The 25,606-nt window shown below is 57.5% G+C and carries 23 protein-coding genes; 8 read left to right on the top strand and 15 right to left on the bottom strand.

Features of this window, described 5'->3' with window-relative positions:
- Window positions 1-27 precede the first annotated feature (27 nt).
- The 3 genes from hpaR to EI969_RS07295 all read right to left on the bottom strand — a co-directional run bounded on the left by hpaR (window position 28) and on the right by EI969_RS07295 (window position 2,799).
- Window positions 28-450, bottom strand: coding sequence for a homoprotocatechuate degradation operon regulator HpaR (gene hpaR, locus EI969_RS07305; protein WP_160386853.1), 423 nt, complete (start codon window positions 448-450; stop codon window positions 28-30).
- A gap of 171 nt (window positions 451-621) precedes the next feature.
- Window positions 622-1,563, bottom strand: coding sequence for a p-hydroxyphenylacetate 3-hydroxylase reductase component (locus EI969_RS07300; protein WP_160386989.1), 942 nt, complete (start codon window positions 1,561-1,563; stop codon window positions 622-624).
- Between the two features lie 66 nt (window positions 1,564-1,629).
- Entirely contained in the window at window positions 1,630-2,799 is a 1,170-nt protein-coding gene (locus EI969_RS07295) for a p-hydroxyphenylacetate 3-hydroxylase oxygenase component (RefSeq protein WP_160386852.1), read from the bottom strand.
- Between the two features lie 431 nt (window positions 2,800-3,230).
- Here EI969_RS07295 and EI969_RS07290 point away from each other — a divergent pair, with 431 nt between their 5' ends.
- From EI969_RS07290 to EI969_RS07265, 6 genes are all read left to right on the top strand, one after another.
- Entirely contained in the window at window positions 3,231-4,529 is a 1,299-nt protein-coding gene (locus EI969_RS07290; RefSeq protein ID WP_160386851.1) for an FAD-binding oxidoreductase, read from the top strand.
- A gap of 51 nt (window positions 4,530-4,580) precedes the next feature.
- A complete protein-coding gene (locus EI969_RS07285) occupies window positions 4,581-4,946 on the top strand; it encodes a cupin domain-containing protein (protein WP_160386850.1) in 366 nt (121 codons plus the stop codon).
- Between the two features lie 54 nt (window positions 4,947-5,000).
- Entirely contained in the window at window positions 5,001-5,660 is a 660-nt protein-coding gene (locus tag EI969_RS07280) for a LuxR C-terminal-related transcriptional regulator (RefSeq protein ID WP_160386849.1), read from the top strand.
- 84 nt (window positions 5,661-5,744) lie between these two features.
- Complete coding sequence (locus EI969_RS07275) at window positions 5,745-6,566, top strand: molybdenum cofactor biosynthesis F family protein (RefSeq protein ID WP_160386848.1); 822 nt, start codon at window positions 5,745-5,747, stop codon at window positions 6,564-6,566.
- The gene (locus tag EI969_RS07270; protein WP_160386847.1) at window positions 6,559-7,359 is read left to right on the top strand and encodes an SDR family NAD(P)-dependent oxidoreductase; all 801 of its coding nucleotides are present in this window, start codon (window positions 6,559-6,561) and stop codon (window positions 7,357-7,359) included. Before EI969_RS07275 ends, EI969_RS07270 begins: the two co-directional genes overlap by 8 nt.
- Window positions 7,352-8,119: an SDR family oxidoreductase gene (locus EI969_RS07265; protein WP_160386846.1), complete on the top strand. Its 768-nt coding sequence runs from the start codon at window positions 7,352-7,354 to the stop codon at window positions 8,117-8,119. Before EI969_RS07270 ends, EI969_RS07265 begins: the two co-directional genes overlap by 8 nt.
- A gap of 68 nt (window positions 8,120-8,187) precedes the next feature.
- Here the strand turns inward: EI969_RS07265 and feaR (EI969_RS07260) are convergent, their stop codons facing one another.
- The 4 genes from feaR (EI969_RS07260) to EI969_RS30770 form a co-directional block, all read right to left on the bottom strand.
- The gene (gene feaR, locus EI969_RS07260) at window positions 8,188-9,150 is read right to left on the bottom strand and encodes a transcriptional regulator FeaR (RefSeq protein ID WP_160386845.1); all 963 of its coding nucleotides are present in this window, start codon (window positions 9,148-9,150) and stop codon (window positions 8,188-8,190) included.
- Between the two features lie 115 nt (window positions 9,151-9,265).
- The gene (locus EI969_RS07255) at window positions 9,266-9,850 is read right to left on the bottom strand and encodes a DUF3156 family protein (RefSeq protein WP_160386844.1); all 585 of its coding nucleotides are present in this window, start codon (window positions 9,848-9,850) and stop codon (window positions 9,266-9,268) included.
- Window positions 9,831-11,330: an APC family permease gene (locus tag EI969_RS07250; RefSeq protein ID WP_160386843.1), complete on the bottom strand. Its 1,500-nt coding sequence runs from the start codon at window positions 11,328-11,330 to the stop codon at window positions 9,831-9,833. Before EI969_RS07250 ends, EI969_RS07255 begins: the two co-directional genes overlap by 20 nt.
- Window positions 11,331-11,591: 261 nt before the next feature.
- On the bottom strand, window positions 11,592-12,497 hold the full coding sequence (locus EI969_RS30770; protein WP_160386842.1) for a methyl-accepting chemotaxis protein: 906 nt from the start codon (window positions 12,495-12,497) through the stop codon (window positions 11,592-11,594).
- A 240-nt stretch (window positions 12,498-12,737) separates the two neighbouring features.
- Here EI969_RS30770 and EI969_RS07240 point away from each other — a divergent pair, with 240 nt between their 5' ends.
- On the top strand, window positions 12,738-14,225 hold the full coding sequence (locus EI969_RS07240; protein ID WP_160386841.1) for an aldehyde dehydrogenase family protein: 1,488 nt from the start codon (window positions 12,738-12,740) through the stop codon (window positions 14,223-14,225).
- Window positions 14,226-14,323: 98 nt separating this feature from the next.
- Here EI969_RS07240 and EI969_RS07235 read toward each other — a convergent pair whose 3' ends face one another.
- From EI969_RS07235 to EI969_RS07215, 5 genes are all read right to left on the bottom strand, one after another.
- Window positions 14,324-14,716, bottom strand: a complete 393-nt coding sequence (locus tag EI969_RS07235) for a DUF4440 domain-containing protein (protein WP_160386840.1) — start codon at window positions 14,714-14,716, stop codon at window positions 14,324-14,326.
- Between the two features lie 39 nt (window positions 14,717-14,755).
- A complete protein-coding gene (locus EI969_RS07230; RefSeq protein WP_160386839.1) occupies window positions 14,756-16,057 on the bottom strand; it encodes an FAD-binding oxidoreductase in 1,302 nt (433 codons plus the stop codon).
- 148 nt (window positions 16,058-16,205) lie between these two features.
- Complete coding sequence (locus EI969_RS07225) at window positions 16,206-17,024, bottom strand: molybdenum cofactor biosynthesis F family protein (protein WP_160386838.1); 819 nt, start codon at window positions 17,022-17,024, stop codon at window positions 16,206-16,208.
- A 142-nt stretch (window positions 17,025-17,166) separates the two neighbouring features.
- Window positions 17,167-18,126: a transcriptional regulator FeaR gene (feaR, locus tag EI969_RS07220; RefSeq protein WP_160386837.1), complete on the bottom strand. Its 960-nt coding sequence runs from the start codon at window positions 18,124-18,126 to the stop codon at window positions 17,167-17,169.
- 205 nt (window positions 18,127-18,331) lie between these two features.
- Window positions 18,332-19,771 (bottom strand): APC family permease, encoded by a 1,440-nt coding sequence (locus EI969_RS07215; RefSeq protein ID WP_160386836.1) that lies wholly within the window; start codon window positions 19,769-19,771, stop codon window positions 18,332-18,334.
- Window positions 19,772-20,264: 493 nt separating this feature from the next.
- Here EI969_RS07215 and EI969_RS07210 point away from each other — a divergent pair, with 493 nt between their 5' ends.
- On the top strand, window positions 20,265-21,383 hold the full coding sequence (locus EI969_RS07210; RefSeq protein ID WP_305989797.1) for a hypothetical protein: 1,119 nt from the start codon (window positions 20,265-20,267) through the stop codon (window positions 21,381-21,383).
- On the opposite strand, the gene EI969_RS07205 is transcribed toward EI969_RS07210, so the two are convergent.
- The 3 genes from EI969_RS07205 to EI969_RS07195 form a co-directional block, all read right to left on the bottom strand.
- Window positions 21,373-21,552 (bottom strand): hypothetical protein, encoded by a 180-nt coding sequence (locus EI969_RS07205; protein ID WP_160386835.1) that lies wholly within the window; start codon window positions 21,550-21,552, stop codon window positions 21,373-21,375. The two genes, EI969_RS07210 and EI969_RS07205, sit on opposite strands and share 11 nt — an antisense overlap.
- Window positions 21,553-22,400: 848 nt before the next feature.
- Window positions 22,401-24,086, bottom strand: coding sequence for an arylsulfatase (locus tag EI969_RS07200; protein WP_160386834.1), 1,686 nt, complete (start codon window positions 24,084-24,086; stop codon window positions 22,401-22,403).
- 188 nt (window positions 24,087-24,274) lie between these two features.
- Entirely contained in the window at window positions 24,275-25,606 is a 1,332-nt protein-coding gene (locus EI969_RS07195; RefSeq protein WP_160386833.1) for a hypothetical protein, read from the bottom strand.

Here is a 25,606-nt window from a genome sequence, read left to right as displayed (position 1 = left end):
GGGGATGGGTCGGGTAAACACTCGTGACTATCGCTTAAGCGTTTTCAACTCATTGAGCAACGTCAGCAGCGCCTGCAACTTTTCCTCGCCAAATTCAGCCTGCAATCGCTGATAGTTGGCTTCCATGCTTTGGCTCATCGAACTGAAGCAGGCCTCCCCCTTTTCAGTCAGACGCACCAATACCCGCCGTTGATCCTGTTCCGCCTTGCGGCGTCCAACCATGCCGGCGGCCTCCATGCGCACCAGCACTCCGGTCATGCTCGGCTTGAGAATGCACGCTAGCTCGGCCAGGCGATTGATCTCAAGCTCATCATGTTGGCTAAGGATACGAATGATCCGCCACTGCTGCTCGGTCAAACCGTGTTGATTCAGAGAGGGACGGAAAAAACCCATGGCCGCTTCGCGAGCCTGGAGCAATGTCAGAGTCAATGATTGGCGAGGCTTGAGCATGGGGATACTGTCGAGACCGTATTTAGTTAATTTATTAACTAAAATTCTACCATCGCCGGAAGCTCAATGCTCGCATCATCACATCCTGATGGTCAGGCGCCTCATCGGCATTCGGCGCAAGCAAAAACGGCGCCCTTTGGCGCCGTTCTTGTCTTACCTTCAATCGTCGTCTCAAGCCCCCTGAATGACACCCTTGAGTACGGTTTTGAAATGTTCCACCTGTTCTTCGCTGAACTGCCCAAACACCTTATCCTGCTGCTCTTTGGCGATCGCCCACAGCCCTTCCGTTTCGTCGATGCCTTTGATGGTGAGCCGCACGCGATCACCCTCATCGTTGACCAGACCTTTGCGCTTGAGGTTGGCTACCGCCTCTTCAATCTCTCGAACAGGCATTGCTACTTCCCGCTGCAAATCGATCATGTTCAGACCCGCATCGTTCTCCAGCACCATCAACATCCGCGCTTCACTGGTGCGCAGCCCAGTGGACAATTGACGTGGCTGGTAACTGGCCTGATAGGCGCGCAATGCCTGGGTCATCAGGTAATAAAGATTGTGGCTCAGGCGACCCTGGAAGTGACTGCTGGGCAGCTGCCCTTCTTCACGCTTGGTCATGCGGGTATGCGGCAGTACCATCGAATAGGCGCCCTGGTGATAGAGCAACGGTGAACGCCCGAAATCGTCAAACGCCACTACCTTGCCAATCATGATCCAGTGATCGCCGCCGTCGACTTGCTGAAACTTTTCACAGTGGAAACGCGCCGAGCAGTCGACAAAAACCGGTGCCCCCCCCTCTCCTGCCTCGAATTCGATTTCGGCGAAGCGGTCTTCCTTGGGTTTGGCAAAGTTGTTCGACAGATCAATCTGATCGGCTGCCAGTACGTTCACCGCAAAGTGGCCAGCGGCTTCGAACACCTCATGACTACTGGAACGCTTGTCAATACTCCACAAAATCAGCGGCGGATCCAGCGATACCGAGTTGAAACTGTTGGCAGTGACGCCAACTTTGCGCCCGTCTTCAGTGGCTGCCGTGACAACGGTCACGCCTGTTGCAAAATTGCCAAGGGCCCGGCGAAACGCACGGGTGTCAAAGGCGGTATCAGAAACAATAGACATGCAAGACTCCTGGGCCATCGCGCTGGATGGCCTCAATTGTTGTTATCGGATCTCAGAGCTGGAGGATCAAACCATGGTGGGATCAGGCTCCAGGCCCATCAGCTCCCGACCCAGGATTTGTGCGCAGACGTCGTAGTCGGTGTAGGCGTGAGCGCCAGTCAGATGTGCATCACGGAACAGTCGTTGCAGTTCATTGGTCTCGAACCAAGCGCCGCCACCGGCAGCCTCCATCAAACGATCAACCGCCTGGATGCACATTTTGGTCGCGTAGCCCTGATTGGTCCGCCAGAACGCCAGAGTTTCCCGGCTTGGGTATTCATGTCGCTCGCTATGGTCAGCATGTTCCTGCCAGGTTTTCTCGAGGAAGGCACGAGCAGCCGCCACTTGATGAGTGGATTCCGCCAGCCGCATCAAGGCAGGTGTCGCAGCACCGACTGCCGCGCCGGTATAGGCCCGTACGCGGGTTCTGGTTTTCTCGCGGAAGACTTCAAGCATGCGCTCCGCCACACCCAGGCTTACCGTGGAGAATCCGCTGGCGAAGTAAGGACGATACGGCGAGTAAAAGATCTTGCTGTCAGGGTACAGACCGAATCCGCCGGACTTGCCCTCCATCATGTCCTTGGCTTTCTGGATGTGATGTTCCGGTACAAATGCGTTATCAATGATCAAGGTTTTGCTGCCGCTGCCGCGCATGCCCACGGCATACCAGTCATCACGAATTTCGTAATCACTGCGCGGCAAAACCGCAAAGCAATAGTCCTGGGTGCCCTCAGCGTTTTTGCGCCTGAAACCAACGATTGCCCACTCGGCATGATCGCAACCACTGCTCCATCCCATCTCACCGCTGAACATCACACCACCGTCGACCTCTTCAGTACGACCGAAGGGCGCAATACTGCTGCTGGCGGTGGCATCAGGATCATCGCCCCATATCTCCTGCTGAGTCTTTGCAGGGAACATCGCGAGCTGGTGACTGTGGGTGCATAGCAAGCTCATTGCCCACGCCGTACTGGCACAAGAACCCGCCAGCAGCGCAATGCAGTCGGCGAACTGCGGCAAGGAGATTTCCATACCGCCAAATTTTTTCGGCTGAAAGGCGCGATGCATACCAATACTTTTAAGCAGAGCGATGTTCTCGGCAGGTACGGTTCGATCCTTCTCCGCCTGGAAAGCATTAGCCGCAATGGCAGGCAGGAGGGACTTCAGGTCTTCGAGAAGCGGATTTGGCTTTTTCATGGACTGACTCTTTATTATTGGCGTCTGCTGATCCCGCCTCGCCTTGCACTCCATTGCTTCTTACGGTGCAGGAAATGGCGGTGATCAATCATGTGTACCGGGTCAGTATGCGTAAGCGGGACGTTATGAAAAATGCACGTTCCAAATGGAAGATTGCACTTTTCATAGCGGGAAAGTTCTCATGGAGAGATAGAGCGACAGGCTGACCGAAATCGTCATTCTCGCGGGCCAAGATAGCTGTGATACCTACGCCATCTATTGGCACGCTTTCACTTGGATGACAGCCGAAGGCTCTGGCGCGCTGAATCAAAAGTCCCGGCACAGAGAATCAAGACATCCGCCCCGCCAGGGCTCTTAATAGGAGTCATCCGGTACAGAGCTTCTCGAAGTCCCGAGCGCTTGAGTTTTCCTTCACTTTTTCAGGCTGCGCCATGATCAATATCGAAACGCCCACCTATTACACGGCCACCAAAAAATACAATCTCAGCTTCCCGACGCTGGAACAGGATGTGGAAGCCGACGTTGTGATCATTGGCGGTGGTTTCTCCGGCATCAATACTGCGCTGGAACTGGCCGAAAAAGGCATCACCAATATCGTCGTGCTGGAGGCGCGTTACCTGGGTTTTGGCGGCACCGGGCGCAATGGCGGGCAGATCATGGCTGGCATCGGTCACGACCTGGAGAAGATCAAGAAGGACGTGGGTGAGGAAGGACTGCGTCAGGTCTTCGAGATCAGCGACCTGGGCGCGGACATCATCAAGGATCGCATCGCCAAGTACGACATCGATGCCGACTTCTGCCACGGCTATGGCTACATGGGTTTCAACGCCCGCCAGGAAAAGACCCTGCGTGCCTGGGAAAAAGACTTCAAATCAATCAACACCAAGCATGAAATCCGCTTTCTCGGTGGTTCGGACGTCAAGCAAATCATCGGCTCCGATGCCTATAGCAGCGCCCTGCTGCACATGGGCGGCGGCCATGTACACTCGTTGAACCTGCTGCTCGGCGAAGCCAAGGCGCTGGCTGGTCACGGCGTGAAGATTTACGAGAACAGTCCGGCTTTGGAAGTCAGCTATGGCGAGCGCATCACGGTGCGCACCGGCCGCGGTTCGGTCAAGGCCAGCAAACTGCTGTGGGCCTGCGACAGTTTCCTCAACAAGCTGGAACCTGAACTGCATCGTTCGACCATCAACACGTACGCCTTCCAGATGATGACCGAGCCACTGTCGGACGAGCTGATCAACCGCATCAGCCCGATTCGCGGCGCCTACAGCGACATTCGTCCGGTGATCGACTACTACCGCGTCACCAACGAAAACCGTTTGCTATTCGGCGCGGCCACGCCGTTGGTCGAGCACATTCCCCTAGACCTGAAAGCCTGGAACCGCAACCTGATGCTGAAGATTTTCCCGTACCTCAAGGACGTGAAAATCGACCTGGCCTGGGGCGGTCCGATGGCCTGCAGCCCGAATCTGTTTCCGCAGATCGGTACCCTGCCGGGTCGCAGCAATGCCTTCTTCGTTCAGGGCTATTCGGGCTTCGGCGTCACCCCGAGCCACATCATTTGCAAGGTGCTGGCCGAAGGCATGAGTGAAGGCTCGGCGCGCTATGACCTGGTCAGCTCGATCCACCGCCCGACCATTCTTGGCAAAGATGCGTTTCGTCCGCTGTTGCTGACTGCCGGCAAGTCCTGGCACCAACTCTCGGGTTTCTGGAACGGGCGTCGCTAACGCCCGAAGCACTCTTCCCTTTTCTGTTTTTACTCATCAGGAGCAATTGCCATGACCCTTACCACCCTCAAAAAAGACATCCAGCTGTCCGAGTTGGACGGCTGGGGTACCGTCGCCGATCTCGGCTCTGAAATTCTGGAAGGCGAAGTCAATGTCTTCGGCAAAATGACCTTCGGCGCGCCGACGGACCCGGTAAGCAGTGGCTATTTCGGCACCACCCGGGGCAAGTTCCGGATGGTCTATCCATTCACTGAACAAGCCACCATGGTCACCGGTGAAGTGGTGCTGACCGACGAATCCACCGGCCAGAGTACCCGCTACAAGGCCGGTGACAGCTGGTTCGTGACCAAGGGCACCCCGGTGCTCTGGGAAATAGTCAGCGAAAGTTTCGTAAAACACTACTTCGCTGTCGTCTGATCGATCCCGGCTGCCGACTTCCACCGGCAGCCTTTTGGGCGAAGGTTACTTACCATGAACGCCATCCCCTCTCAGGAAGTCGCTGGCCAGTGCCTGCAGGCTTTCACTCAACTCGTTCCTGCCAGCCAGGCGGCGTTCTACTGTGTCGACCGGCAACAGCAAGCCTGTGATTTCCAGCTGCATTGCATGAGCGGCGAGATGCATCGCGACTATCTGGATAACTACCGTCAGTTCGACCCGCTGCAACCGCGCAATTGCCTGTCCAGCGGGCTGGCCGTGGTGCCGCTGGGCTTGGCCATGGCCCGACAGCCAACACGGGACAGTCGGCGCTATCGGGATTTCCTGCAGCGCTATGGCGTCGTCGATGTGGTGGAGATTCTCGCCCATCGCGCCGGCCAGCCTCAGGCCGCCATCTCGTTGTTACGCACCGCCGAACAAGGCGCCTTCACTGCCGACCAGTTGGCCCAGCTCAATGCCTTGCAGTCCCTTCTGCAACTGGCCGTGGCGAACATGCAGCCTTACGAGGATCCGCTGATCGGCCTGACGCCCAAGGAGCGGCAGATCGCATTGTTGTTGCGCCAGGGCGCCAGCAACAAGAAGCTGGCCCAGGAACTGGACGTCGGCCTGCCGACCATCAAGACCCACCTGATTAACCTGTTTCGCAAGACCGGCGTCAGCAGCCGCACCGAGCTGGTGGGAACCCTGTTTCTCTAACACGGTTCAACCATCCGGTTGATAGGCGAGCACGTCTGCGAACCGCATGCTCCAGTTGTTACTTCACACAACCGGAGCTTTGCAATGACGACATCATCCGACTGGATCACCGTTGGCGCCCTGGCCGAAGGCTTCGCCCCAGAAGCCTTCATCCTGCCGAACCTGGCCGACCTGAACGGCAAGACCTTCACGCTGTACTTCGCCAACGGCTGGCAGATCGAGCATCGTTTCGACAGCGAAACCCTGTCCTGGATCGCTGCCGATGGTCACTCCAATGGCACCGCGGACTATCGGGCAACCTCGGTGCGCCCCGGTCTGTATCTGGTGGATTTCATCAAGCACGAAGGTGCTCAGGCCTGGTCGGTGAGCCTGGTGCTGGACACCGCCAGCGCTGCGTTCACCGCCGTGATCGGCTGCATGCCAACCCAGGAGCAAACCCGTGAAGGACTCTACAGCCGTGCGCTGGCCGGTGAGAGCCTGACCTCAGTCGAGGTGGATTTTTTGCATGGCAGCCTCGATCGTCCGTGGCAGGACGGCCAATGCCCTCACGCACCGACCAGCGAACTGACCGGCCTGCGCAATCTGTATCGCTACAGCCCCAGCGAAGTCTATGAGCACATTTATCTCAACGATCAATTCTATTCCTGGCAGTGCCTTGAGGGTGTCGAAAAAGGCTTGTGCGATACCGATCGCTGCCATTACTACAAGATCGCCGATCAACTCTATCTGTTCGTCTGGCGCGAAAAAATCATCCCAACCCTCGGTCTGGTGCTGATCGATATGAAACAACACCGCAGCGACGGCAAGATCTTCGGTTATGCCGGGTCGTCCTTCGATGAGCTGTCGAACTTTCCGGTCAGCTCTTACTGCCAGGTCCTCAACCGCACGGAGTATCCCGATGCCTGAGCCACGTACCGTTGCAATCACCGGTGCCGGGACTGGCATCGGTGCCGCCTGCGCCCGACTGTACGCCGCCGAAGGCGTCAACCTGGTGTTGATCGGCCGCCGCCGCGAGCCGCTGGAGCAGGTTGCCCGGGAAACCGGCGGCCTGGTCCTGGTCGGCGATGCCGCCTGCCCAGACACCTGGGAAGGTTTCGTGACGCAGATTCGCCAACGCTACGCTCGACTCGATGTGCTGCTGGCCTGTGCCGGCGGCCTTGGCCTGGGCAGCGCCACCAAAACCAGCCCGCCGGCCTGGGAAGCGGCGTTGCGCAGCAACCTGGACAGCGCCTTCTACAGTGCCCGGGCCTGTCTGCCGCTGCTGCTGGAAAGTGCCGGCAACATCGTGCTGATCGGCTCCATTGCCTCACTGGCGGCGGGCCCCGAGGTCTGCGGCTATACCACGGCCAAACACGCGTTGCTCGGACTCAACCGCTCGTTGGCCAGGGATTACGGCCCGCGCGGTGTGCGGGTGAATGCCGTCTGCCCGGGCTGGGTACGCACGCCGATGGCCGATCAGGAGATGCAGCCGCTGATGGAGTTTTATGGTGAAACGCTGCAGCAAGCCTATGACCGGGTCTGCGCCGACGTGCCGTTGCGGCGTCCGTCCAGCGCCGAGGAAATCGCCAGGGTCTGTCGCTTCCTGGCTTCCCGCGAGGCTTCGATCATCACCGGTGCGATCCTGGTGGCCGACGGCGGTTCAAGCATCGTCGATGTGCCGACCCTGGCGTATACCCACATGGAGCCAACTCATGCTTGAAGACCTGAATTTCAGCGGCAAAGCCGTACTGGTGACTGGCGGCGCACAGGGCATTGGTCGCGGGATCGTCGAGGCCTTCTCCTTACGCGGTGCGCACGTGGTGATCGCCGACCTGCAACTGCCCCAGGCCCAGGCGCTGGCCGTCGAGTTGTCCGGGCGGTCGTGTGCGGTCGAAGCCGTGTGCGTCGATCTGGCCGATGCCACAGCAGTGCTCGAACTGGTTCAGGGCCTGGAGCAACGTTTGGGTCGGCTGGATATTCTGGTGCATAACGCCGGATATTTCCCGCTGACACCCTTCGCCGAGATCACCCCGTCCATCCTCGACCGCACCCTGGCAGTCAATCTCTCGGCGTTGTTCTGGCTGACCCAGGCAGCGTTGCCGATGTTCCGCCGTCAGGGCCTGGGGTGCGTGCTGGTGACCTCATCGGTCACTGGTCCGCGAGTGGCCTATCCGGGGCTTTGCCACTATGCGGCGTCCAAAGCCGGGGTCAACGGTTTCATCCGCAATGCCGCACTGGAACTGGCCGGGCACAATGTTCGGGTCAATGGCGTCGAGCCGGGAATGATCGCGACGCCAGCCATGGGTAATCTAGGGGGCGACCAAGTCACCGACGATATCGCCAGCCGTGTGCCTTTGGGGCGACTGGGCACTGCGGCCGATATCGCCGGGGCCATGTTGTTTCTGGCGTCGGATCTGGCGACCTACATTACCGGGCAGACGCTGGTGGTCGATGGAGGGGCGACCTTGCCAGAGGTTTGATACCGTTTTTTTTCATACTGAAAGGGGGGCTTTGGAAAGCCCCCCTTTTTACATCCAGTGTCAAAGACTCACGCCGCCCCAACCGCCTGCTGCAAATGACTGGAACGAAAATCCTTGGGCGATAACTCGAACTGCTTCTTGAACGAGCGGCTGAAATGCGCCGAATCAGTGAAGCCCCACTTGTAGGCGATCGAGGTGATCGTTTCAGTCTTCAGGAAAGGGTTGGTCAGGTCATCGGCGCTGCGTTTGAGCCGCGCCCGTTGAATGTAACGGCAAACGCTATCGTCCTGTTCTTCGAACAACCGATACAAATGCCGCACCGAAATGTTCAGTCGACTGGCCAGGCCCATCGGGCTCAGGCCAGGCTGGGTCAGGGATTCATCAATGACTTTCTGAACATAGCTGCGCAGGTTATTGCCCTGCAACGAGGCGCTGTCGTCCCGCGCATCATGATCCTGCTCGAACGCTGAGCCGAGCAGCGAAACAAACGCACACTGCAGGGCCTCGCCCTCGCCTACGGCTCCCTCGCCTTCCAAAGTGTCTTTGCACAGCTGATCCATCAGCACACGTAGCATTCGCCCGCAGGCTTTACTCGAGGAAATTTTGCCGAAGGTCTTGGGATCGCTGCCGAGCTGCTTGCACACTTCATTGCGTGACAAGGACAGGGAGGTATGTTCGATCAGGCCCAATGGGGTAATTTCGATGGAACCCGCCGAATCCATCAGCAGCAGATCCCCGGGTGCCAGTTGAATACTCTGATCATTCTGGGTGATCTGGGCGTAGCCGCTGCGCTGGCTGACCAGGAAGCAATGCTGGTCGTTATCGTGGTCGGAATTGGCTTTGGGGCGCTTGATCAGGCCCGCATTGGTGCGCAGGTTGGCCAGCGGCAGACCGCCTCGAGAGAACCTGGAAACCTCGCCGATGAACAGCGCACGATTGAAGGCCAATTCCGTGTCGAAGTGACCGCAAACAGTTCGCAGATCCCGGGTCCAGGTTTCCAGCCCGTCTTGCACAACCTGTTGGATGCTCATGGGTATCTCCACAATGGCTTTTGTTTTTGTAGCACAATAGTTAACATGTTATCTATATGTGCGCAACAAGTACCTTCCTGCCCGCGTGGAGCCACCAATGATGGCAAATCTAATATCAGAGCGTGCGCAACACCCGCTGTAAACCGGTCAAGGCTTCAAACAGCCAGTTGCGCTGTTCGCGGCTCAAGGCGATGTAGCGACGAAAGGCCGGCATCCGGTTGACGACTTCGCTACCGCCCATATGCTCCAGCCGCACGCACCACTGACGCCCCTCCCTATCGATGCGCAAGCGTTTGAAGTCCAGCGGCATCAAGGCCTGGTGCAGCGCCTTGTCCTCCTGCAACCTGGCCTGCAGCGCGGCTAGTAGCGCGGCGTCTCCAGCACGCTGTCGACAGCGGATCCCCGTCCGTCGAACAGCCCCGCTATGGTGCAGTTCGAAGCTCGCGGCGCCCTCCTGTAAGGCAGGCACCCGGATCACGAATTCGGTCATGACCAGGTGCATCAACAACTGCGACTCGGTGCGCTCGACGATCTCCAATTGCAGGCTGCCATCCTCCACATAGGCCCGGGCCGCCGTTGGCTCCATCTGTTCGAAACGCGCCATACCGAGGTTGCGCCTCAGGTGCTCAAGCGTTACCCCCGGCCGATAACCGGCGGGGGCGCGTTTGGCGCTGAACAGCTCAGACAGTTTTTGCAGCATGGTCGATATACCCGTTGTGAGGGAGCTCCGGTTCATTGGAAAACTCCTTGGCCAGCACTTCTTCCACCGACGCCGGCTTGAATGGATTGACCTTCTGCACGACTGAAGTCCAGAACAGCGCGTACGCCGCGGTGCAACCGAGCATCACCGCGAACGGTATATAGATGTCCGCCGGGTTCATGCCGGGCGGCGTAATGAACCACATGCCCAGCAAGATGCCGACGCTGGAAAGGATTTGCGGCAACGGGAAAAATGGCGAGCGATAGGCCCGTGGCAGATCGGGACGGCGGATCCGCAAGATCACCACCGACAGCGTCACCAGCAGATAAGCGAAACTCCAGGCGCATACGGCAGCCAGTACCAGGGGCGTGATGTTGTCGGCATTTCCACCCAGATACAGTGCATGCAGGCAAGGAATCAGCATCACCACCAGAATGCATAGTAGCGGCGTCTTGAAGCGCGGGTGCAGGTAGGTGAAGACCTTGGGCAACGCGCCGTCGACCGCCATGCCGTAGAGAATCCGTGGCACCCCGGCCATCAGCGTATTGATGGTCGCCGCCCCGGCAAACAGAAAGCCGATCCCCAACCACATCGGACCGATATCGCCCATCACCTGCTCGGCGAACTTTGGAATCGCCATTGGTGTATCGAGCAGATGCACGCCGCTGGCGGCATCGAGCAACACGTTCTCCACCTGACGTTTCATCGCCGCGCCGTAGATGAACATACACGTCGCCACGCTCAACAAACCGAGAATCATCGCCTTGGGCATGACCTTGGCCGAGTTGCGCAGGTCCGGCGCCAGCGGGGTGACGAACTCGCAGCCGACGAACATGAACATGGCCATGCCCACCAGTGACAGAATGGTGATCAAGTCAGTGCCAACCATCGATTCACCGAACCAGCCATCGAGTTGCACCGCTGGTGCGGCGATTAAACCCAATACGCCAAACACCATCAAGGTGGTCCACATACCGAAAGTGAGGATAATCTCGGCCCTGCCGAAAGCACTGACGCCGAAGGCATTGAGAACCCCGAACACAATGACGAAGCCCACTCCCAGCAACCAGGAACCGCCAGCCGATTCGGCCAGGGTATTGAGGTGCTCGAAGTTCACCAGCGCCATGACCCCGGAAAGAATGGTTTCCGCGGTTCCGGCGAACACATGGACAATCAGGTAGGCCGACAATGTGCCGGTGATCGCGAAGAAACGGCCCATGCCGCAGTTGATGTAGTCGTAGACCGAACCGGTGGTTGGCAGGATCGACGCGGCCTCAGCAAAGGTCGTCGCCTGGGCCAGCATCATCACTACGGCGATCAACATGGCCACCGCGAAGGCGCCGCCGCCAATGCCAAACCCCATGGTCGCGGTGAGAATCACCGGGCTGGCCATGATCAGACCGATGGTGCTGGCAAGCGCGGTGGGAAAACCGACCGTGCCCCGGTTCAAATGCGCGGTGAGTCTGTCATTGATCGACATGGTGCAGATCCTCGAAAGCGGATTTTTATAGGTGGATGTATCGAACCGTTCAAGAAGCCAGCGATAAAGCCCTCCCCAGCCAGTTCCTGATCCACTGTGCGCCGCTCCCGCCCTGATCGTCTTGCCCATGTCTGCCGTCGGTATTGTTGCTCCCTGCCAAGGTTCTGCGCTTGGCTGACAGATTCAATTATCGACTCGCAGGACCTGGCCATACCCATTCGGTCGCCTTCAGGAGCTATCTTGTGCTGCTCCTGAAGAGACTTACTGTTTGTGCTGGTGCAACATCGTCTGAATCTGATGAGTCGCCTGGCGGGTATTTTCCGCCAGCTTGCGCACTTCATCGGCCACCACTGAAAACCCACGCCCGACCTCTCCCGCCCTGGCCGCTTCGATGGCGGCGTTCAAGGCCAACAGATTGGTCTGGTCGGCGATGCCTTTAATCACGCCAACCACCGTCGCAATCTGGCCGTAGGTTGCCTTATTCTGCTCAAGCATCTGTTGATGGGTCGTCTTGGCCGAACGCTCGTCGCTGATGTCGCGTACCGCGCCGATCACACGGGTCAAACGTCCCTGATCATCACGGGCTGTACGGCCACGCTCGCGACACCAAACATAGTCACGGGTTTTGTGGCGCATTCGGTATTCAAAGACGTATTCGCCACTACCTTGGATTGCGAGGATCTCCCGATCGAAGATTGCCATAATCTTCGGCTGATCGTCAGGATGAGTGATGCTGACCTGAGTATCCCAGCCGTCAGGAAGTTCATGCAGGGCATAGCCCAAGAGGACGCGGAACTGATTGGAAAACCGCAGGCAGCTGGCTGGATCCTGCACATCGCCGTTGACCACGGTGATATCCCAGCAACCTTCGGTCAGCGTCGACTGCAACAGTTCCCAGATCTGCGCCTCCTGCTGATGCTGCCAGGACTGCTGCACATGCCGGCTTAACTCGATTTCAAGCGCTTGCTCGCGGTACCGAGCCCGCTCCAGTTGCTGGCGAAGGGCTTCGAGCGCCTGCTCGCTACGCTCCAGTCGGGAGATCTGATCCTCAACCACGCGCTCAGCCGCCAGCAGGTGTTGCATGGTTTGGGCTTTTTCTTGCGTGAGCTGTTCCAGTTGCAAGACCTCAGCGAGTGCCTGCAGCTGCTTATTTTTCTTGAAGAACATCAGCCTGTCCTTGGGTCACCGAGTCGAAACACCGGATCTAATAGCAAGCCGACCGTGATTGCTTGTACGAGGCTGCTGCGCCGTTGTTCCTGCCTGCCATGAGAACGACCCAAGCCTCGTACTCAGCTCTGGAACGTCGCTGGCATTCACGGACATGTATCTCGGCAGCCACAGTCAAGCCGAGCCAGAGCCTATGAATTAACCTCGGGCTTTTCTCTTGTTCGCGACCAGGAAAACCCCATGAGCGATATTCCACTGCTACCTCAAGTTGAAGCCTTCCTCAGTCGACACCATGCGCTGTTCATTGACGGCGGCTACGTCCAGAGCCATTCCAGTCAGACGCTGGAGGTAATCAATCCAGCCACAGGCCAAGTCATCGCCCGCGTCGCCGACGCTGATTCAGCCGATATCGATGCGGCAGTGGAATCGGCCAAGCGCGGTTTCAAGCATTGGTCGCAGGTAGCACCAGCGACCCGTGGCAACGTGCTGCTGAAACTTGCGGACCTGCTGGAGCGTAACCGCGAAGAACTGGCGCAGATCGAAACCTGCCAATCGGGCAAGATCATCCAGATTTCCCGGGCCTTCGAAGTCGACCAGGCCGCCCACTTCCTGCGTTATTACGCCGGCTGGGCGACCAAGATCAGCGGTCAGACCATCACCCCGTCACTGCCCTCCTTCGCCGGCGAACGCTATACCGCCTTCACCTTGCGCGAACCCGTCGGGGTGGTGGTCGGCATCGTGCCGTGGAATTTCTCGACCATGATCGCCATCTGGAAACTCGCCTCGGCGCTGGTAACCGGTTGCAGCATCATCATCAAACCTAGCGAATTCACCCCGTTGACCATCCTGCGGATCGCCGAACTGGCCATTGAAGCGGGTCTCCCGGCCGGCGCACTGAACGTATTGACTGGCGGTGGGCTGGTTGGAAAAGGACTGATCGAGCACCCCGGTACCGACAAAGTGTCATTCACCGGTTCCGTGCCGACCGGCATTTCCGTCGGTCGGAGTGCCATGGGCTCTGGGTTGACCCGCGCCACCCTGGAATTGGGTGGCAAAAACTCTGCGGGTTTCCTGCGCGATGTCGATCTGGACAAAGCGGTCAACGGCATCATCGAAGCCGGTTTCCTGCATTCCGGGCAAATCTGTGCCGCCGCTGAGCGCTTCTTCGCCCATCGCTCCCAAATCGAGCCGATCATGGACAAACTGGCCCAACGCCTGAGCAAGCTGAACATCGGCTCGCCACTGGATGAGCGCACCGAGTTCGGCCCGGTCACCAACCGCCAGCATCAACTCAAGCTCGAAGGCTTTTTCGCCAAGGCGCGTGCCGAAAACAACACCATCATCCACGGCGGCAACCTGCTCGACCGCCCCGGCTGCTACGTCGAACCGACAGTAATCCTCGCCAACACCATCGACGATACCCTGCTCAACGAGGAAACCTTCGGCCCGATAGCCACCTTCTTCCCCTACGACACCGAAGAAGAGCTACTGGAACTGATGAACAACACACCCTATGGCTTGAGTGCCAGCCTCTGGACCAATGACCTGAGCAAAGCCCTGCGCATGGTGCCCGCTATCGAGGCCGGCACCGTGTGGGTGAACATGCACACGATGCTGGATCCGGCGGTGCCCTTCGGCGGTAACAAGTCCTCGGGGGTGGGTCGCGAGTTTGGCAGCGCCTTTATCGATGACTATACCGAGCTCAAGTCGGTCATGATTCGCTACTAAGAGGTCCTTCGGCAAAGCGCATGGATGCGCTCATTGGTCCGACGGTCACGACTCGATGCAAGGAAAGCAGAGAGGGCCGCAAAGCCCTCTCGAAAACTTCAGTTTGGAATGACACCGTCGGCGTACATGTCTGCGACGATTCTCCAACCCTGAGATTCCAGCTTCCAGACGAAGAGGCTCTTCATGTTGAAGGTCTCGGCGGCATTTGACAGCACTTCCCAGGTTACCCAGGTGTATGCAACGCCTGGTGCCAGTGCGCGCAGTCGATCAATACGAATGCTGGCTGAACGAGTATCCCCCACCAAGGCAGCGACAAGATCGCCTATAGCGGAGCTTCCAAAGTAAAGCTGCGACGCTCCTGCACCAGTGATTTCTGTTTCATCCGAATAGAGTTGGTGCACGATTGCCGAAGCATCCTTCTGTTTCCAAAGCGTCTCGAGTACGTCCAAACGCTCTCTGAGGGCAACGTTCAATTCATTCAACTGCAACATTGTGAGATGACCCTTTTCCTGGAGGTAAATGTTCCGGTTTCAACGGCGCCCATTGAAATAGCCGCCGAGTTGATGGGTGACCTTGCCGAAGGTACAAATCAGCGATCGAAATTGTTCTTTCCCATAAATTTGGGTGCGGGGAATCGAGCTCATGACGTTGTAATGTTTTGAACCGCCCATGATTCCTTCCGCAAGCACCCGGCTTACCACATGGCTTGGGGTGACACCGAACCCCGAATACCCTTGAACATAGAACGCATTCGGGCGTCCGGGCAAAGTGCCGATCTGCGGAAACAAGTTCGCCGAACACTCCATTGGCCCCCCCCATGCAAGATCGATCTTGACGTCTTTGAGGTAAGGAAAAATATTCAACATCAACTTCCGATTCCATTCCTTCAAATTGTTGGGGATGTGGTCGATGCAGTAAGTCGCGGCACCAAAAAGCAGGCGATTTTCATTAGTGACCCGGAAGTAGTCGATCACAGGACGAATATCACTGAAGGCACCACGAATGGGACTGATTTGTTCAATCAGTGCATCTGATAGAGGTTCCGTGACCAGTTGAAAGGCATAAGTATTGATCATGGTCTTGTGCAGCTCTGGCTCAAGACGATCAAGAAAGGCGCCACAAGACCAAAGAATTTTCTTGGCTCTCACCGAACCTTTGGCCGTACGGACATGGATAGTGTCGCCATAGGTCACTTCCAGAACCGGAGTATTTTCAAAAACCCGACCGCCGTGGCTGACGAGCGCCTTGGCCTCCCCCAGTAACAAGTTCAATGAGTGGATATGACCATTACCCATGTGCATCAACGCACAATCGTAGGCGTCCGAACCTACGATCTTCTTGACATCGGCACCTTCCAGATAAGCAATTTCGCAGTCAGGGCTGAGCTCCTTGTATTCTTTCTCCCAGGCCTGCAGCAGCTTGCCCTGGCGTTTGTTGAAGCCAAGGTAACCGTAGCCGTGACGAAAATCCGCATCAATACCGTACTTACTTATACGGCTCTGGATAATGGCGGCACCTTGGTCGCTGATCTCGAAAATGGCACGAAGTCCATCTTCGCCGACATCTTTTCGTATCTTCTCCAGGTCATGACCAATGCCTGCCATGACGTGCCCGCCATTTCGTCCCGATCCGCCAAACCCCAGGTAACGCGCCTCAAGAACTACCACGTTCTTGACGCCTCGCTCAGCTAGTTCGAGTGCGGTATTGACACCGGAGAACCCGCCACCGATCACGACTACATCAGCCTCGATGTCTTGTTCGAGGTCGGGGAACTTCAGATCGTATTTACGGGTAGCCGTATAATAAGTAGTGGGTGTTTCAACAGAGAGCATGATACTTCCTCACATTAGTGCGTCCATCATCGGGTGAGGCGTCAGGACAGAACGAACTTTTTGGTTCAGCTCGCATCGGTAACGCTACTTCCAGTTAGAACCTATTCAGCGTCTGATCGCGGTGATCCCGCTCGATCCTTGAAAACCTTTACTCATCGAAGCTCGTCGGATACCGGGTAACGTTGAGCGGCGTCGCCTTGGAGCCGAACATCAGGTGAACCAGCTTGGCGGGCTTGGGATCCCAGCAAAAGAACCGGCCGATCGAGCGCATCTGTTTCAAGTCCACGGCAATTACCGACTCCACTGGCATGACGGTTTCACTCCAGAACAGTACATAGAGATCTTCGGCAATATCGTAGTACGCACACTTCTCTACATCGGCGAGGCCTTTTTCAGCGCCGTTCACACAATGCCAAGCCATGGTTTCGGAACCAAAATAAACATGCTCGTACCAATCGTCCGAGCTATAACGGTAGAGCACCCGCTTGCCGACCAGGCTGGACGACTGCAGAATCGGCGCACCACCAGGCATGCCCTTGATCACCGCAGTAGCGAAGTCGGTACGAGTACGTTTTTCGCCTTCGCGATCGTAAAACGACGATACCGCTGCCAGCACATCGCCAGTCTCGAGTTTCCAGATGAGCGTTACTGACTCCTGGAAAGCCGGTTTCAAGAATTCGATGAAGAATATTCCTGGACGCACTTCGACCGCTTCATAAGTGTCGGTCGAGGTCAACCCGGCACCCTCGCCTTCAACAATGGTCCAGTTCAACGTGTTTGCGTCGACAAAGTTGTGCTCGATCAGCCAGCCATTTTCAAACTGCAGATTGACGACCTTACCTGCAAGCGCCGTGGTGGCCGGATATTTGTGTTCGCCAAAGCCATCGGCCATCTCAGCCAGAGTCGGCCATTGTTCTTCAGGCACATAGCGCTGGAGCTTGAGTTCTTCTTCGATTTGATAGCTCATGGGAGTTCTCTTGCTATTAAGAGGCCGGGGCCTTTCGAGAACTCAATCCTATGAACATGCGGCGTTGAAATCTTGGCTCTCTATGCCATGGCTTGTCTGCCAGCGACAAACTCGCGCGATCAGCTAGCCAGCCAAATCCTGTTCATTCGCATCTTGACGGCCCTTTGGCGAAGGCGTTCTCCGCGCGAAAATCACGTGGTGACTGTTGATACAGGCGTTTGAAAATCTTGCTGAAATGTGCGAAATCCGAAAAACCCCAACTGTAAGCGATATCGGTGATGCTCTGATCACCCAGGCAAGGGTTACTCAAGTCATTCGCACATCGCTCCAGCCGAGCAAGCTGGACATAACGGCTAAGGCTCTCATCACTGTGCTCAAACGCACGATACAAATGCCGGACAGAGACACCGAGCCGGGCCGCCATCCATTCCGGCGTCATGTCATTGCGCTGCAAGTGCTCCATGACCAGACGCTCGATCTGCCTGCGCAAGCTATTACCTTCCATAACCTGCTCGAGCGCCCCCACCTCGGCTCGCCCATTCAGAGCCGGTACCAGTAACGCAATGAGAGCATCCTGCACGCGACTGCCTTCCCCCCCCAGATAACCTTCGCGATGATCCTTCATGACCTGAAACACCAACGAACGCAGCAATCGGCCGCCAGCAGACTCTGTGTGCAGCTTGCCTGACAGAGGTCGATCCGGAATCATACTCTGCACCCGCTCTCGGGAAATCGAGATGGATACATGCTCGATCAGACCCCTGGGTTCAATCAGGCATTCTCCCGCCTGATCCATCAACGCCAGTTCGCCAGGCATCAGGTCCATTGACTGACCATTGAGTTGTAGGTGGCATGAGCCTTTACGCTGCAGCACCAAAAAGCAGAATCGATCATCGGCATTGTCGATACTCTGTAAACCTTTGGAGATTCGACCTGCATTGGTACGCAATTCTGCGAAGCTGAAGCCACCCAAATCGTGCTGATCCATTTCACCGATAAATAGCGAATGCTCGGGACGAAGCTCGGTTGTAAATGCCCCGCAAGCATCTCGAATGGCCCTGTTCCAGCGTGTGGAGTCATTGATATCTACAACACGGTTCATGTTCGGCCCTCTCGGTACCATCAACGCCAAAGCTTTAAAAGATGACTGCCAGCGCTACCGTACCCGAGTGGCTAAAGCCGGCCTTATCGGAATTTAGAAGCAAGACTCATGACAAAACCACAACCCCGACATAATCGGGGCTGCGTTTTCAATGCCCTCAAGCCTTCAAGCCTTCAAGCCTTCAAGCCTTCAAGCCTTCAGCGCTTCAGACCTCGCTGAGTATTCTGGAGAGGTTTTGATAAAGCTGTGGCTTGGTCCATTTCAACCAGCCCGCCAACAGTATGCCCATCCCGCCCACCAGCAACATGGCCAACGGAATCAGAACATTGAGCACTGATTCACCGCCGGTCAACAGATCCATATGCGTGATGATCATGTACAACACCCATCCCAGACCCACAGCACTCGCCAAAGGCGCAATCAGTCGTTGCCAGACGGTGGTACCACGATGCTCTCTACGGAAGAAACCAATCACTGCCAAACAGGTCATCAGTTGAACCGAAAGAATGCCGATTGTCGCTGGCGCGCTGCCCAACGGCATCACCTGAGTCATCGGATCGGCTCCTGACACACCAAATAGAGCCAGCAATATAACGCTGACCACTGTCTGGAACGTACTGGCAATATAAGGTGTCTGGTGCTTGGAGTGGGTTCGAGAGAAACACTTGGCAACTATACCTTCACGCCCCAGTGAGAAAAGGTAACGCGACAGCGAGTTGTGGAAGCTCAGCAGTACCGCGAACAGGCTGGTGATCAACAACACATTGATCGCGTCTGCCAGGATCGGCCCTACCAATTGTGTGGACAGCGAGAACCAGATGCCACCCGGATCCTGTGCTAAACGATCAGTGAGTTGCGCAGGACCAATCGCGACGATAAACAGCCAGGAGGACAGTGCGAAAAACCCCATGATGATGAGCAAGGCCACGTAGGTTGCTCTGGGTAACGTGCGTACAGGATCGCGAGCCTCTTCGGCATATATTGCCGTGGTTTCAAAGCCCATGAACGCACCGCCGACAAAAACCAGCGCGGCGCCCAACCCGGGAACCAATACATTAGATGGCAAGAATGAAGTGGCGCTGAAGCCTTCGGGACCACCACCATTAAGCACTACCGCCACATCAAAAATGACGACTACGGCCATTTCCGCAAGCATCAACAATCCCAGGAAGCGGCCGTTAAACGCCACATTACGGGTGCCAAAGAACTGCACGAGTAATGCCACCACAATGCTGATCACCCACCATGATGCGGTGACGCCCAAGCCCGCCAAGGCTTGCGAGGTAAAAAAACCGATCAATCCATAACAGGCGATCTGCATGCCTGCGTATGCCGTCATTGCCAGGAAGGCCGCCGCAGTCCCCAGTGGCCGACCAAGCCCAGTGCTTACATAGGCATAGAAGGCTCCGGCATTACGAATGTGGCGGCTCATTGCCACAAATCCTACGGCAAACAACAGATACATCAGCCCAACGATTAGAAACGTGCTTGGCAAGCCGACCCCATTGCCCATCAGAATCGCAGTGGGTATCACCCCCACCAGCGCGGTCAACGGACCATTGGTGGCGATCACGAAAAATACAATGTTCCACATGCCTAATGCGTCTTTACGTAACGTACCGGCATTTTTATTAATTGAAGTCATGCTGCAACCCTCGACCCAACAGTTAAAGACGAACTACCCCTGCACCGTGGCATTGAAGCCCCCCCCGCGTCTTGCCCACGGCACTGCAGGACTTGTCCATTTGTGCCATCCAGGCTTACCCCCCGGGTCTGGCACTCAGAGACAAGTGGATGGCTCTGTGAGCAAAGACTGTAACTCCCAAAAGCCCCAGCCTGCGCTCGGCACCGGCAACGAAAGCACCGGCGGCCCTATCTTGCACCCCGTGTAAGTACTTATTCCGGTTTGGAGAAAATACGTGATAACAAAAACAAAACGTGCATCGCTGCCTTATCGATCGGCTTCGCTTACATTGCTGCTGGCATTATCGCCCCTGAGCCATGCGCTGTCCTTGTACGCTGACGATGAGACCACTGTCGACGCAAAATTAGCTGCAGCTTTTGGCACCTACTACAGCCGGGAAAACTACGCGCAAACCGGGACTCGTTCCGAGGGCTCAAGCAGCTGGCAGGAGTCCATGTTTCAGTATGGCCTGGACATCAAGCACGCGAACAAGGACTTCGGTACGACCTATGGCGCCTTGAACTGGGTGTCTACCGGCACCTATGGCGATGGCGATGCGGCCGGCTGGACTGACGGTACCGAACGGACAACCAAGATCGAGGATGCCTATGCAGGCTGGCGCTCAGCGGACCTGTTCCCGGCATTTGGCACCGACGGGATCGACCTTTCGTTCGGCCGCCAGTACTTTTTGATCGGCGATGGCTTCCTGCTGTCCGGGGATGCCTTGAATTTTGGTAAAGGCATTGCCAATGGTCACCTCAATCGTGGCGGCGCTTACTACCTGACGGCACGCAAGGACTTCGACCGCACGGCAATATTGCGCCTGGGAGGTAAACGGGGCTGGCGCAGCGACCTGGCATGGCTGAAATCCGACAACCCTGCACAAGCCAAACCCGAATTAGCGGTCGGCACCCTTGAGCATGTGGCTGAGCAAGGCACGGTAGGCCTGACTTACATCAAAGTGGTGGATACCGACAAAGCCCTGGCCGACCAACTTTACCCAGAGCGCAAGGGCATGAAGCAGTACAGTGTTCGTGCGCAAGGCAACGCCGGAGTGCCGAACCTGTTCCTGTCGGGTGAATATGCCTGGGAACACACCGACACCAAGCAAGTTAACGCCTGGTACATGGAAGCAGGATGGACCTTCAGCGAATTGCCAATGAAGCCAGTGGTCAACTACCGCTATAGTCGCTTCGAAGAGGGTTATGATCCCTTGTTCTACGGCAACGGCCGGGCACTGGGTACCTGGTTCCAGGGCGAGGTCGCATCCAACTATGCCGGCCCCTTTAATACCAATACCCAGGTCCATCACGTTGGCGTAAAAATGGCCGTCTCTCCGACCGTGAATGTCGGCACGTTGCTCTACGACTTCTCGACCCTGGACAGCGGCGTGCAAAACCTCAACGCACGCGAGGCAGACCTCTACGCAGAGTGGGCGATCAGTGAGCATTTCATGCTGATGCCACTGGTCGGGCTATATAAACCGGAACACAGCACCGAAAGTGGCGGTACTCAATTGGGCAACAGTAATACCAATCTCTATGCGCAGGTGATATTGGGCGTTAATTTCTAACGAACCCGAGCTTACTGCGGCGGATGGAATGTAGTGTTATTAGTGCTTCGATGCGATGTTCCAACATGGCATCGAAGCGAGCCTTTACGCCGAGATGTTTAATCTTTTCCTTGTGTTGTCCAAACGCTGTTGCCACAAATGCACAGGCCAGCTTCTGCTTAATATTCATGAATTCTTCCGCTGGTATTTACAAGAATTGATACTTGGTCTTAAGCCGGTCAAACGGTCTGAACCCGGGTTTTTCTCTCGCTCCAGACAGGCCTATCGCATTCTCTTCAGGCCGCCGCATCGAAACCAAGCTCGGTAGATAGTTCTAGTATCCTCTTGAATAGAACTGTTGCGCGCTGAGTCTGGCTTTGTCGTTCAGTGCAGAGCATTAAATCCCCATGCAGTCATCCCGGATGGCAGCGCCTTATAGGATGAAAACGTACAGCCATGGCGAACTATATTTCTTGAATGGGGCCCCAGTGCTGGGCGTCGTCGGCGTTGAAGCGCTGGCTGGGAGTGAAAGGAGTACCAGCGCTGCCTGCAATCCTCGCGCGGCCGACTATCCCAGGCCACAGTGAGATTCTGCCGGAGACCACTGGTGCGTTCTGTTGCAGCGGTGTAAGACCGAAGGTGTAAGCGATGGGGAGGTCGGCGGGTCGGCCGTCCTCGCTCTCAGTATTGGCGAACAGGCGCTCGCCGCGGTGGAAGAAGCGCCAGGCCGCGCCCACCTCGATGCGATAGACGACATTGCCGAAGTCACTGGGTAAATTGCTAAGGTGTGCCTAGCGCATTATGCGAGACGGGCTAGGCCGTAGCCTCGCCGGCGTGACAGTCGGTGCAGCACTCCTGTGCAACGTAGCCTTCACCCAGGCACGGCACAGCACACGTCAACAGCGGCAACAGCATCAGCAACGGGCTGAGTTACTGCTCCCACCCGGCCGGGAATCGGGATCATCTGCACTCGCATCGTCTGTATCTCTTGCTCTTTAGCCGACCGGGTCGTCGACGGCTCGATCGGCTAAAGAGCACTCAGTAACCGCTGACCTGGTCGGGCAGGATCACGTTGTTGTCGCGGGCGTACTCGGCCCACAACTGCTGTAGTTCGGCCAACTTTTCCGGGTGCTTGCCGCTCAGGTCGCGGCGCTCGGCCAGGTCGCTTTGCAGATTGAACAGCTGCCACTTGCCGCTGCCCCAAGGCTTGGGCATGTGCACCAGCTTCCAGTCGCCCTTGCGGATGAAGTACTTGCCGAACAGCTCACCACCCTGCACCCGCACCGCAGCCTGCTCACCCTTGAGTACGGGCAGGATGGACACGCCCGACATTGGCGCGATCGCACGGCCCTTGTAGCTGTCGCCCGGGTGCTTGACACCCGCCAGTTCCAGCAGCGTGGGCGTGATGTCCTTGACGCTGACCAGTTCGCCCACGATCTGCCCGTTGTGGGTCACGCCGGGAACCCGGAGGATGCCAACCGTGTGGATACCACCCTCCGTCTGGAACCCCTTGTACAGGCTGAACGCAGGGGCGGAAGCTCTGGCCCAATTCGGTCCGTAGAGCGTATAGGAGCCCGGGCGCCCCATCTGCTCGTAGCTAAAATCGTGGCTCTCGTCGATCACTTTGCGGATCTTCGGAAACAGCTCGGCCGGCCAAGTTTCGTCGAGGTCGTGCCCTTCCGCGCCATTGTCGGAGATGAACAGCACGATGGTGTTGTCGTACAGGCCGTTCTTCTTCAGGTAGTCGAATACCCGGCCGGTATTGGCGTCCATCTGATCCACCATGGCGGCGTAGACCTCCATCGCCCGGGCCTCGACTTTCTGCTGCTCCGGCGTCAGGCTGCTCCAAGCCTTTCCTTTGGGAGAACGCGCCGCACCTTCCGCATTGACGGGGATCAGTCCCAGCTCCTTCTGCTTCTGCAAACGCTGTTCGAAGACAGCGTCAAAACCAGCATCGTAACGACCGCGATATTTGGCGATGGCCGCGTCTGGCGCCTGCAGCGGCCAGTGCGGCGCGGTGAAACTGAGCATGCCGAAGAACGGCTTACCGCTGCCCTTGTCGGCCGCGATGTAGTCGATCATCTTGTCGGCATAGAACTGCGACGAGTACTTGAAGCGCACCGGCAGCTTGTCCAGCATCTTGCCATCTTCCGCATAGAGAGCCTTGGCGTCCGGTGTCGGTGCGTAGGCGGGGCGCATGTCCGGCCAATGGCTGGCCCCGCCGCTCAGCATGGCGAAGGAGTGCTCGAAGCCCCGATCATCCGGACCGGTATCCTCGGTCTTACCGAGATGCCACTTGCCGGAAAGGTAAGTGTTGTACCCGGCATCCTTGAGCAGCGCAGCGATGGTGACGACTCGCTCGTTCAGATGACCCTCGTACCCCGGCTTGCCCTCCTGGTTGGGCGCCAGTTCTTCTGCCATGTTGCCAAGTCCAGCCAGATGCGGATCGACACCGGTCAGCAGCGCCGCGCGGGTAGGCGAGCAGGCCGGCTCTACCTGGAAGTCGCTCATACGCACGCCGGAGGCGGCAAGGGAATCCAGGTTGGGGGTATTGATCTCGCTGCCGTAGCTGCCCAGATCGGCATAGCCCATGTCGTCCGCAACGACCAGCAGAATATTCGGACGCGCCGGGTCGGATGATGCTGCCAGCACCGACTGACTGAGTGAGAGCACGGGGATGGCGAGGGATATCGCAAGCGACAGACTGGAAAGCTTTCTACGCATCACGTCTTCTCCTTAGATTGAAAACTACTTCGTAGTTGTATTTGGATACTGAAGTCGGGAAAGCATCGGCCTCGCCCCACCCACTCCATCCTGATGCGATGCCCCGCGGCAGCGGAGCATCGCAACCTTTGTCACACAAGAGCGATGATGTCCTCCGGTAACTGGTGCTGGCCTGAAAGGCCTCGCGATCAGAAGCCGAAGGACACCACCAGTTGGCTGTACAGATTCAGATCGTCACTGCCCTGCTGCGAGCCGCCTTCCGCAGCATTCTTCTCCGGGCGGTAGAGACCGACCAGCGGGCTGATGGTGAAGTAGCCAACTGTCCAGTCCATGTACACGTCCACTTCCTTGCCGCTCAGATCGCCCGTACGAGGGTTGAGGGGGGCGAGAGTGTCGAAGTCGAAGTACAGCACGCCCATGACCACGTCGGGCCCAGGGGTCAGTCCGAGACTGAGCATGTGAATGCCGGCGTTGCTTTGGAAGGGGCCGGAGTAGTTGCCAGCCACCTCGCCCTGGAACCAGGTGCCGTAGCCGCGGCTGAAACCGCTGAACAGCGGGTCATAGTTTTCCGAGTAGCGCGTGTAGCGGTAGCCGACGCGCGGCTGCCAGGCTACGTCGGAGAAGGTCCAGCCGCCCTCGACGTACCAGGCGCTCTCGTCGCCCAACTGCTTATCCTGGCGGGCGTACTCGAAGGACAGGAATAGATCCTTGACCCCGACATTTCCTTGGCCACGCAGGCTGGTCACCTCCAGGCCATCGCGCTGGACGCTGAACGGGTTGGCCAGTTTGTCGTCGACGCCCAGGCCCTTAACGTAGGTGAGGCCCAGAGTGCCGGTGTCGCCGACGTGTTCGAGTACCGCAACGCCCAACTCCGGCTTGGCCTTCGCCTCGTTGTCCGATTTGATCCAGATGAGGTCGCCGCGCAAGCCCTGCTTGCCGCCCAAGCGCAGCCAGGCAGTCTGCTCGAAGGCGTTGCGCGGGGTCAGGTAGTACGCACCGCCGCGGTTGCGGCTGCCGTCGCCGAAGCTCTTGCCGACGCTCAGACCATCGCCGTTGATAATGAAGCCATCGCCAACGCTGACCTTCTGGCTACCGACGGAGATGTCGATGCCGTCCTTGCCGAGCGCCGGGAGCAAACCGCCCGAGCGCCAGCCGGCGTAGGCCTTGTCGAACGCGGTGCGCCGCTCGCTGCCGTCGGTGAAACCACCGGCGTCGCCCTCGCCCCAAGTGCCGTAGCTCGCCACGTTGAGTTCGCTGTAAAGTGAAGAGTCGGTGGCGCTGGGAAAACGCTGCTCGCCGCTCAGGCCGTAGCGCACGAAGCCCTCCTGCCACCTCACCGAACCCGGACCTAGAGCGCTGTCGTAGCTCTCGTCGCTGTGGAACATGCCGAAGGCACCCCGGACGTCCAGATTGATTGTCAGGCCGTCCGCGGAGTGGAGTTCGTAAGCTGACGCACCGGTCGAAACCATGACGATCTCCACGGCCAGTAGAGAAACCTGCAGGCCCTTGCCCATGATCAT

Origin of the sequence: Pseudomonas sp. PB101, from assembly GCF_009764265.1 — a bacterium.
Lineage (GTDB): Bacteria > Pseudomonadota > Gammaproteobacteria > Pseudomonadales > Pseudomonadaceae > Aquipseudomonas.
This window is presented reverse-complemented; position numbering and strand designations above follow the sequence as displayed.

Bases quoted from the DNA above. Each gene is read 5' to 3' on its own strand.
- hpaR (WP_160386853.1), bottom strand. From the start codon at position 450: ATGCTCAAGCCTCGCCAATCATTGACTCTGACATTGCTCCAGGCTCGC.
- EI969_RS07300 (WP_160386989.1), bottom strand. From the start codon at position 1,563: ATGTCTATTGTTTCTGATACCGCCTTTGACACCCGTGCGTTTCGCCGG.
- EI969_RS07295 (WP_160386852.1), bottom strand. From the start codon at position 2,799: ATGAAAAAGCCAAATCCGCTTCTCGAAGACCTGAAGTCCCTCCTGCCT.
- EI969_RS07290 (WP_160386851.1), top strand. From the start codon at position 3,231: ATGATCAATATCGAAACGCCCACCTATTACACGGCCACCAAAAAATAC.
- EI969_RS07285 (WP_160386850.1), top strand. From the start codon at position 4,581: ATGACCCTTACCACCCTCAAAAAAGACATCCAGCTGTCCGAGTTGGAC.
- EI969_RS07280 (WP_160386849.1), top strand. From the start codon at position 5,001: ATGAACGCCATCCCCTCTCAGGAAGTCGCTGGCCAGTGCCTGCAGGCT.
- EI969_RS07275 (WP_160386848.1), top strand. From the start codon at position 5,745: ATGACGACATCATCCGACTGGATCACCGTTGGCGCCCTGGCCGAAGGC.
- EI969_RS07270 (WP_160386847.1), top strand. From the start codon at position 6,559: ATGCCTGAGCCACGTACCGTTGCAATCACCGGTGCCGGGACTGGCATC.
- EI969_RS07265 (WP_160386846.1), top strand. From the start codon at position 7,352: ATGCTTGAAGACCTGAATTTCAGCGGCAAAGCCGTACTGGTGACTGGC.
- feaR (WP_160386845.1), bottom strand. From the start codon at position 9,150: ATGAGCATCCAACAGGTTGTGCAAGACGGGCTGGAAACCTGGACCCGG.
- EI969_RS07255 (WP_160386844.1), bottom strand. From the start codon at position 9,850: ATGCTGCAAAAACTGTCTGAGCTGTTCAGCGCCAAACGCGCCCCCGCC.
- EI969_RS07250 (WP_160386843.1), bottom strand. From the start codon at position 11,330: ATGTCGATCAATGACAGACTCACCGCGCATTTGAACCGGGGCACGGTC.
- EI969_RS30770 (WP_160386842.1), bottom strand. From the start codon at position 12,497: ATGTTCTTCAAGAAAAATAAGCAGCTGCAGGCACTCGCTGAGGTCTTG.
- EI969_RS07240 (WP_160386841.1), top strand. From the start codon at position 12,738: ATGAGCGATATTCCACTGCTACCTCAAGTTGAAGCCTTCCTCAGTCGA.
- EI969_RS07235 (WP_160386840.1), bottom strand. From the start codon at position 14,716: ATGTTGCAGTTGAATGAATTGAACGTTGCCCTCAGAGAGCGTTTGGAC.
- EI969_RS07230 (WP_160386839.1), bottom strand. From the start codon at position 16,057: ATGCTCTCTGTTGAAACACCCACTACTTATTATACGGCTACCCGTAAA.
- EI969_RS07225 (WP_160386838.1), bottom strand. From the start codon at position 17,024: ATGAGCTATCAAATCGAAGAAGAACTCAAGCTCCAGCGCTATGTGCCT.
- feaR (WP_160386837.1), bottom strand. From the start codon at position 18,126: ATGAACCGTGTTGTAGATATCAATGACTCCACACGCTGGAACAGGGCC.
- EI969_RS07215 (WP_160386836.1), bottom strand. From the start codon at position 19,771: ATGACTTCAATTAATAAAAATGCCGGTACGTTACGTAAAGACGCATTA.
- EI969_RS07210 (WP_305989797.1), top strand. From the start codon at position 20,265: ATGTTTCAGTATGGCCTGGACATCAAGCACGCGAACAAGGACTTCGGT.
- EI969_RS07205 (WP_160386835.1), bottom strand. From the start codon at position 21,552: ATGAATATTAAGCAGAAGCTGGCCTGTGCATTTGTGGCAACAGCGTTT.
- EI969_RS07200 (WP_160386834.1), bottom strand. From the start codon at position 24,086: ATGCGTAGAAAGCTTTCCAGTCTGTCGCTTGCGATATCCCTCGCCATC.
- EI969_RS07195 (WP_160386833.1), bottom strand. From the start codon at position 25,606: ATGATCATGGGCAAGGGCCTGCAGGTTTCTCTACTGGCCGTGGAGATC.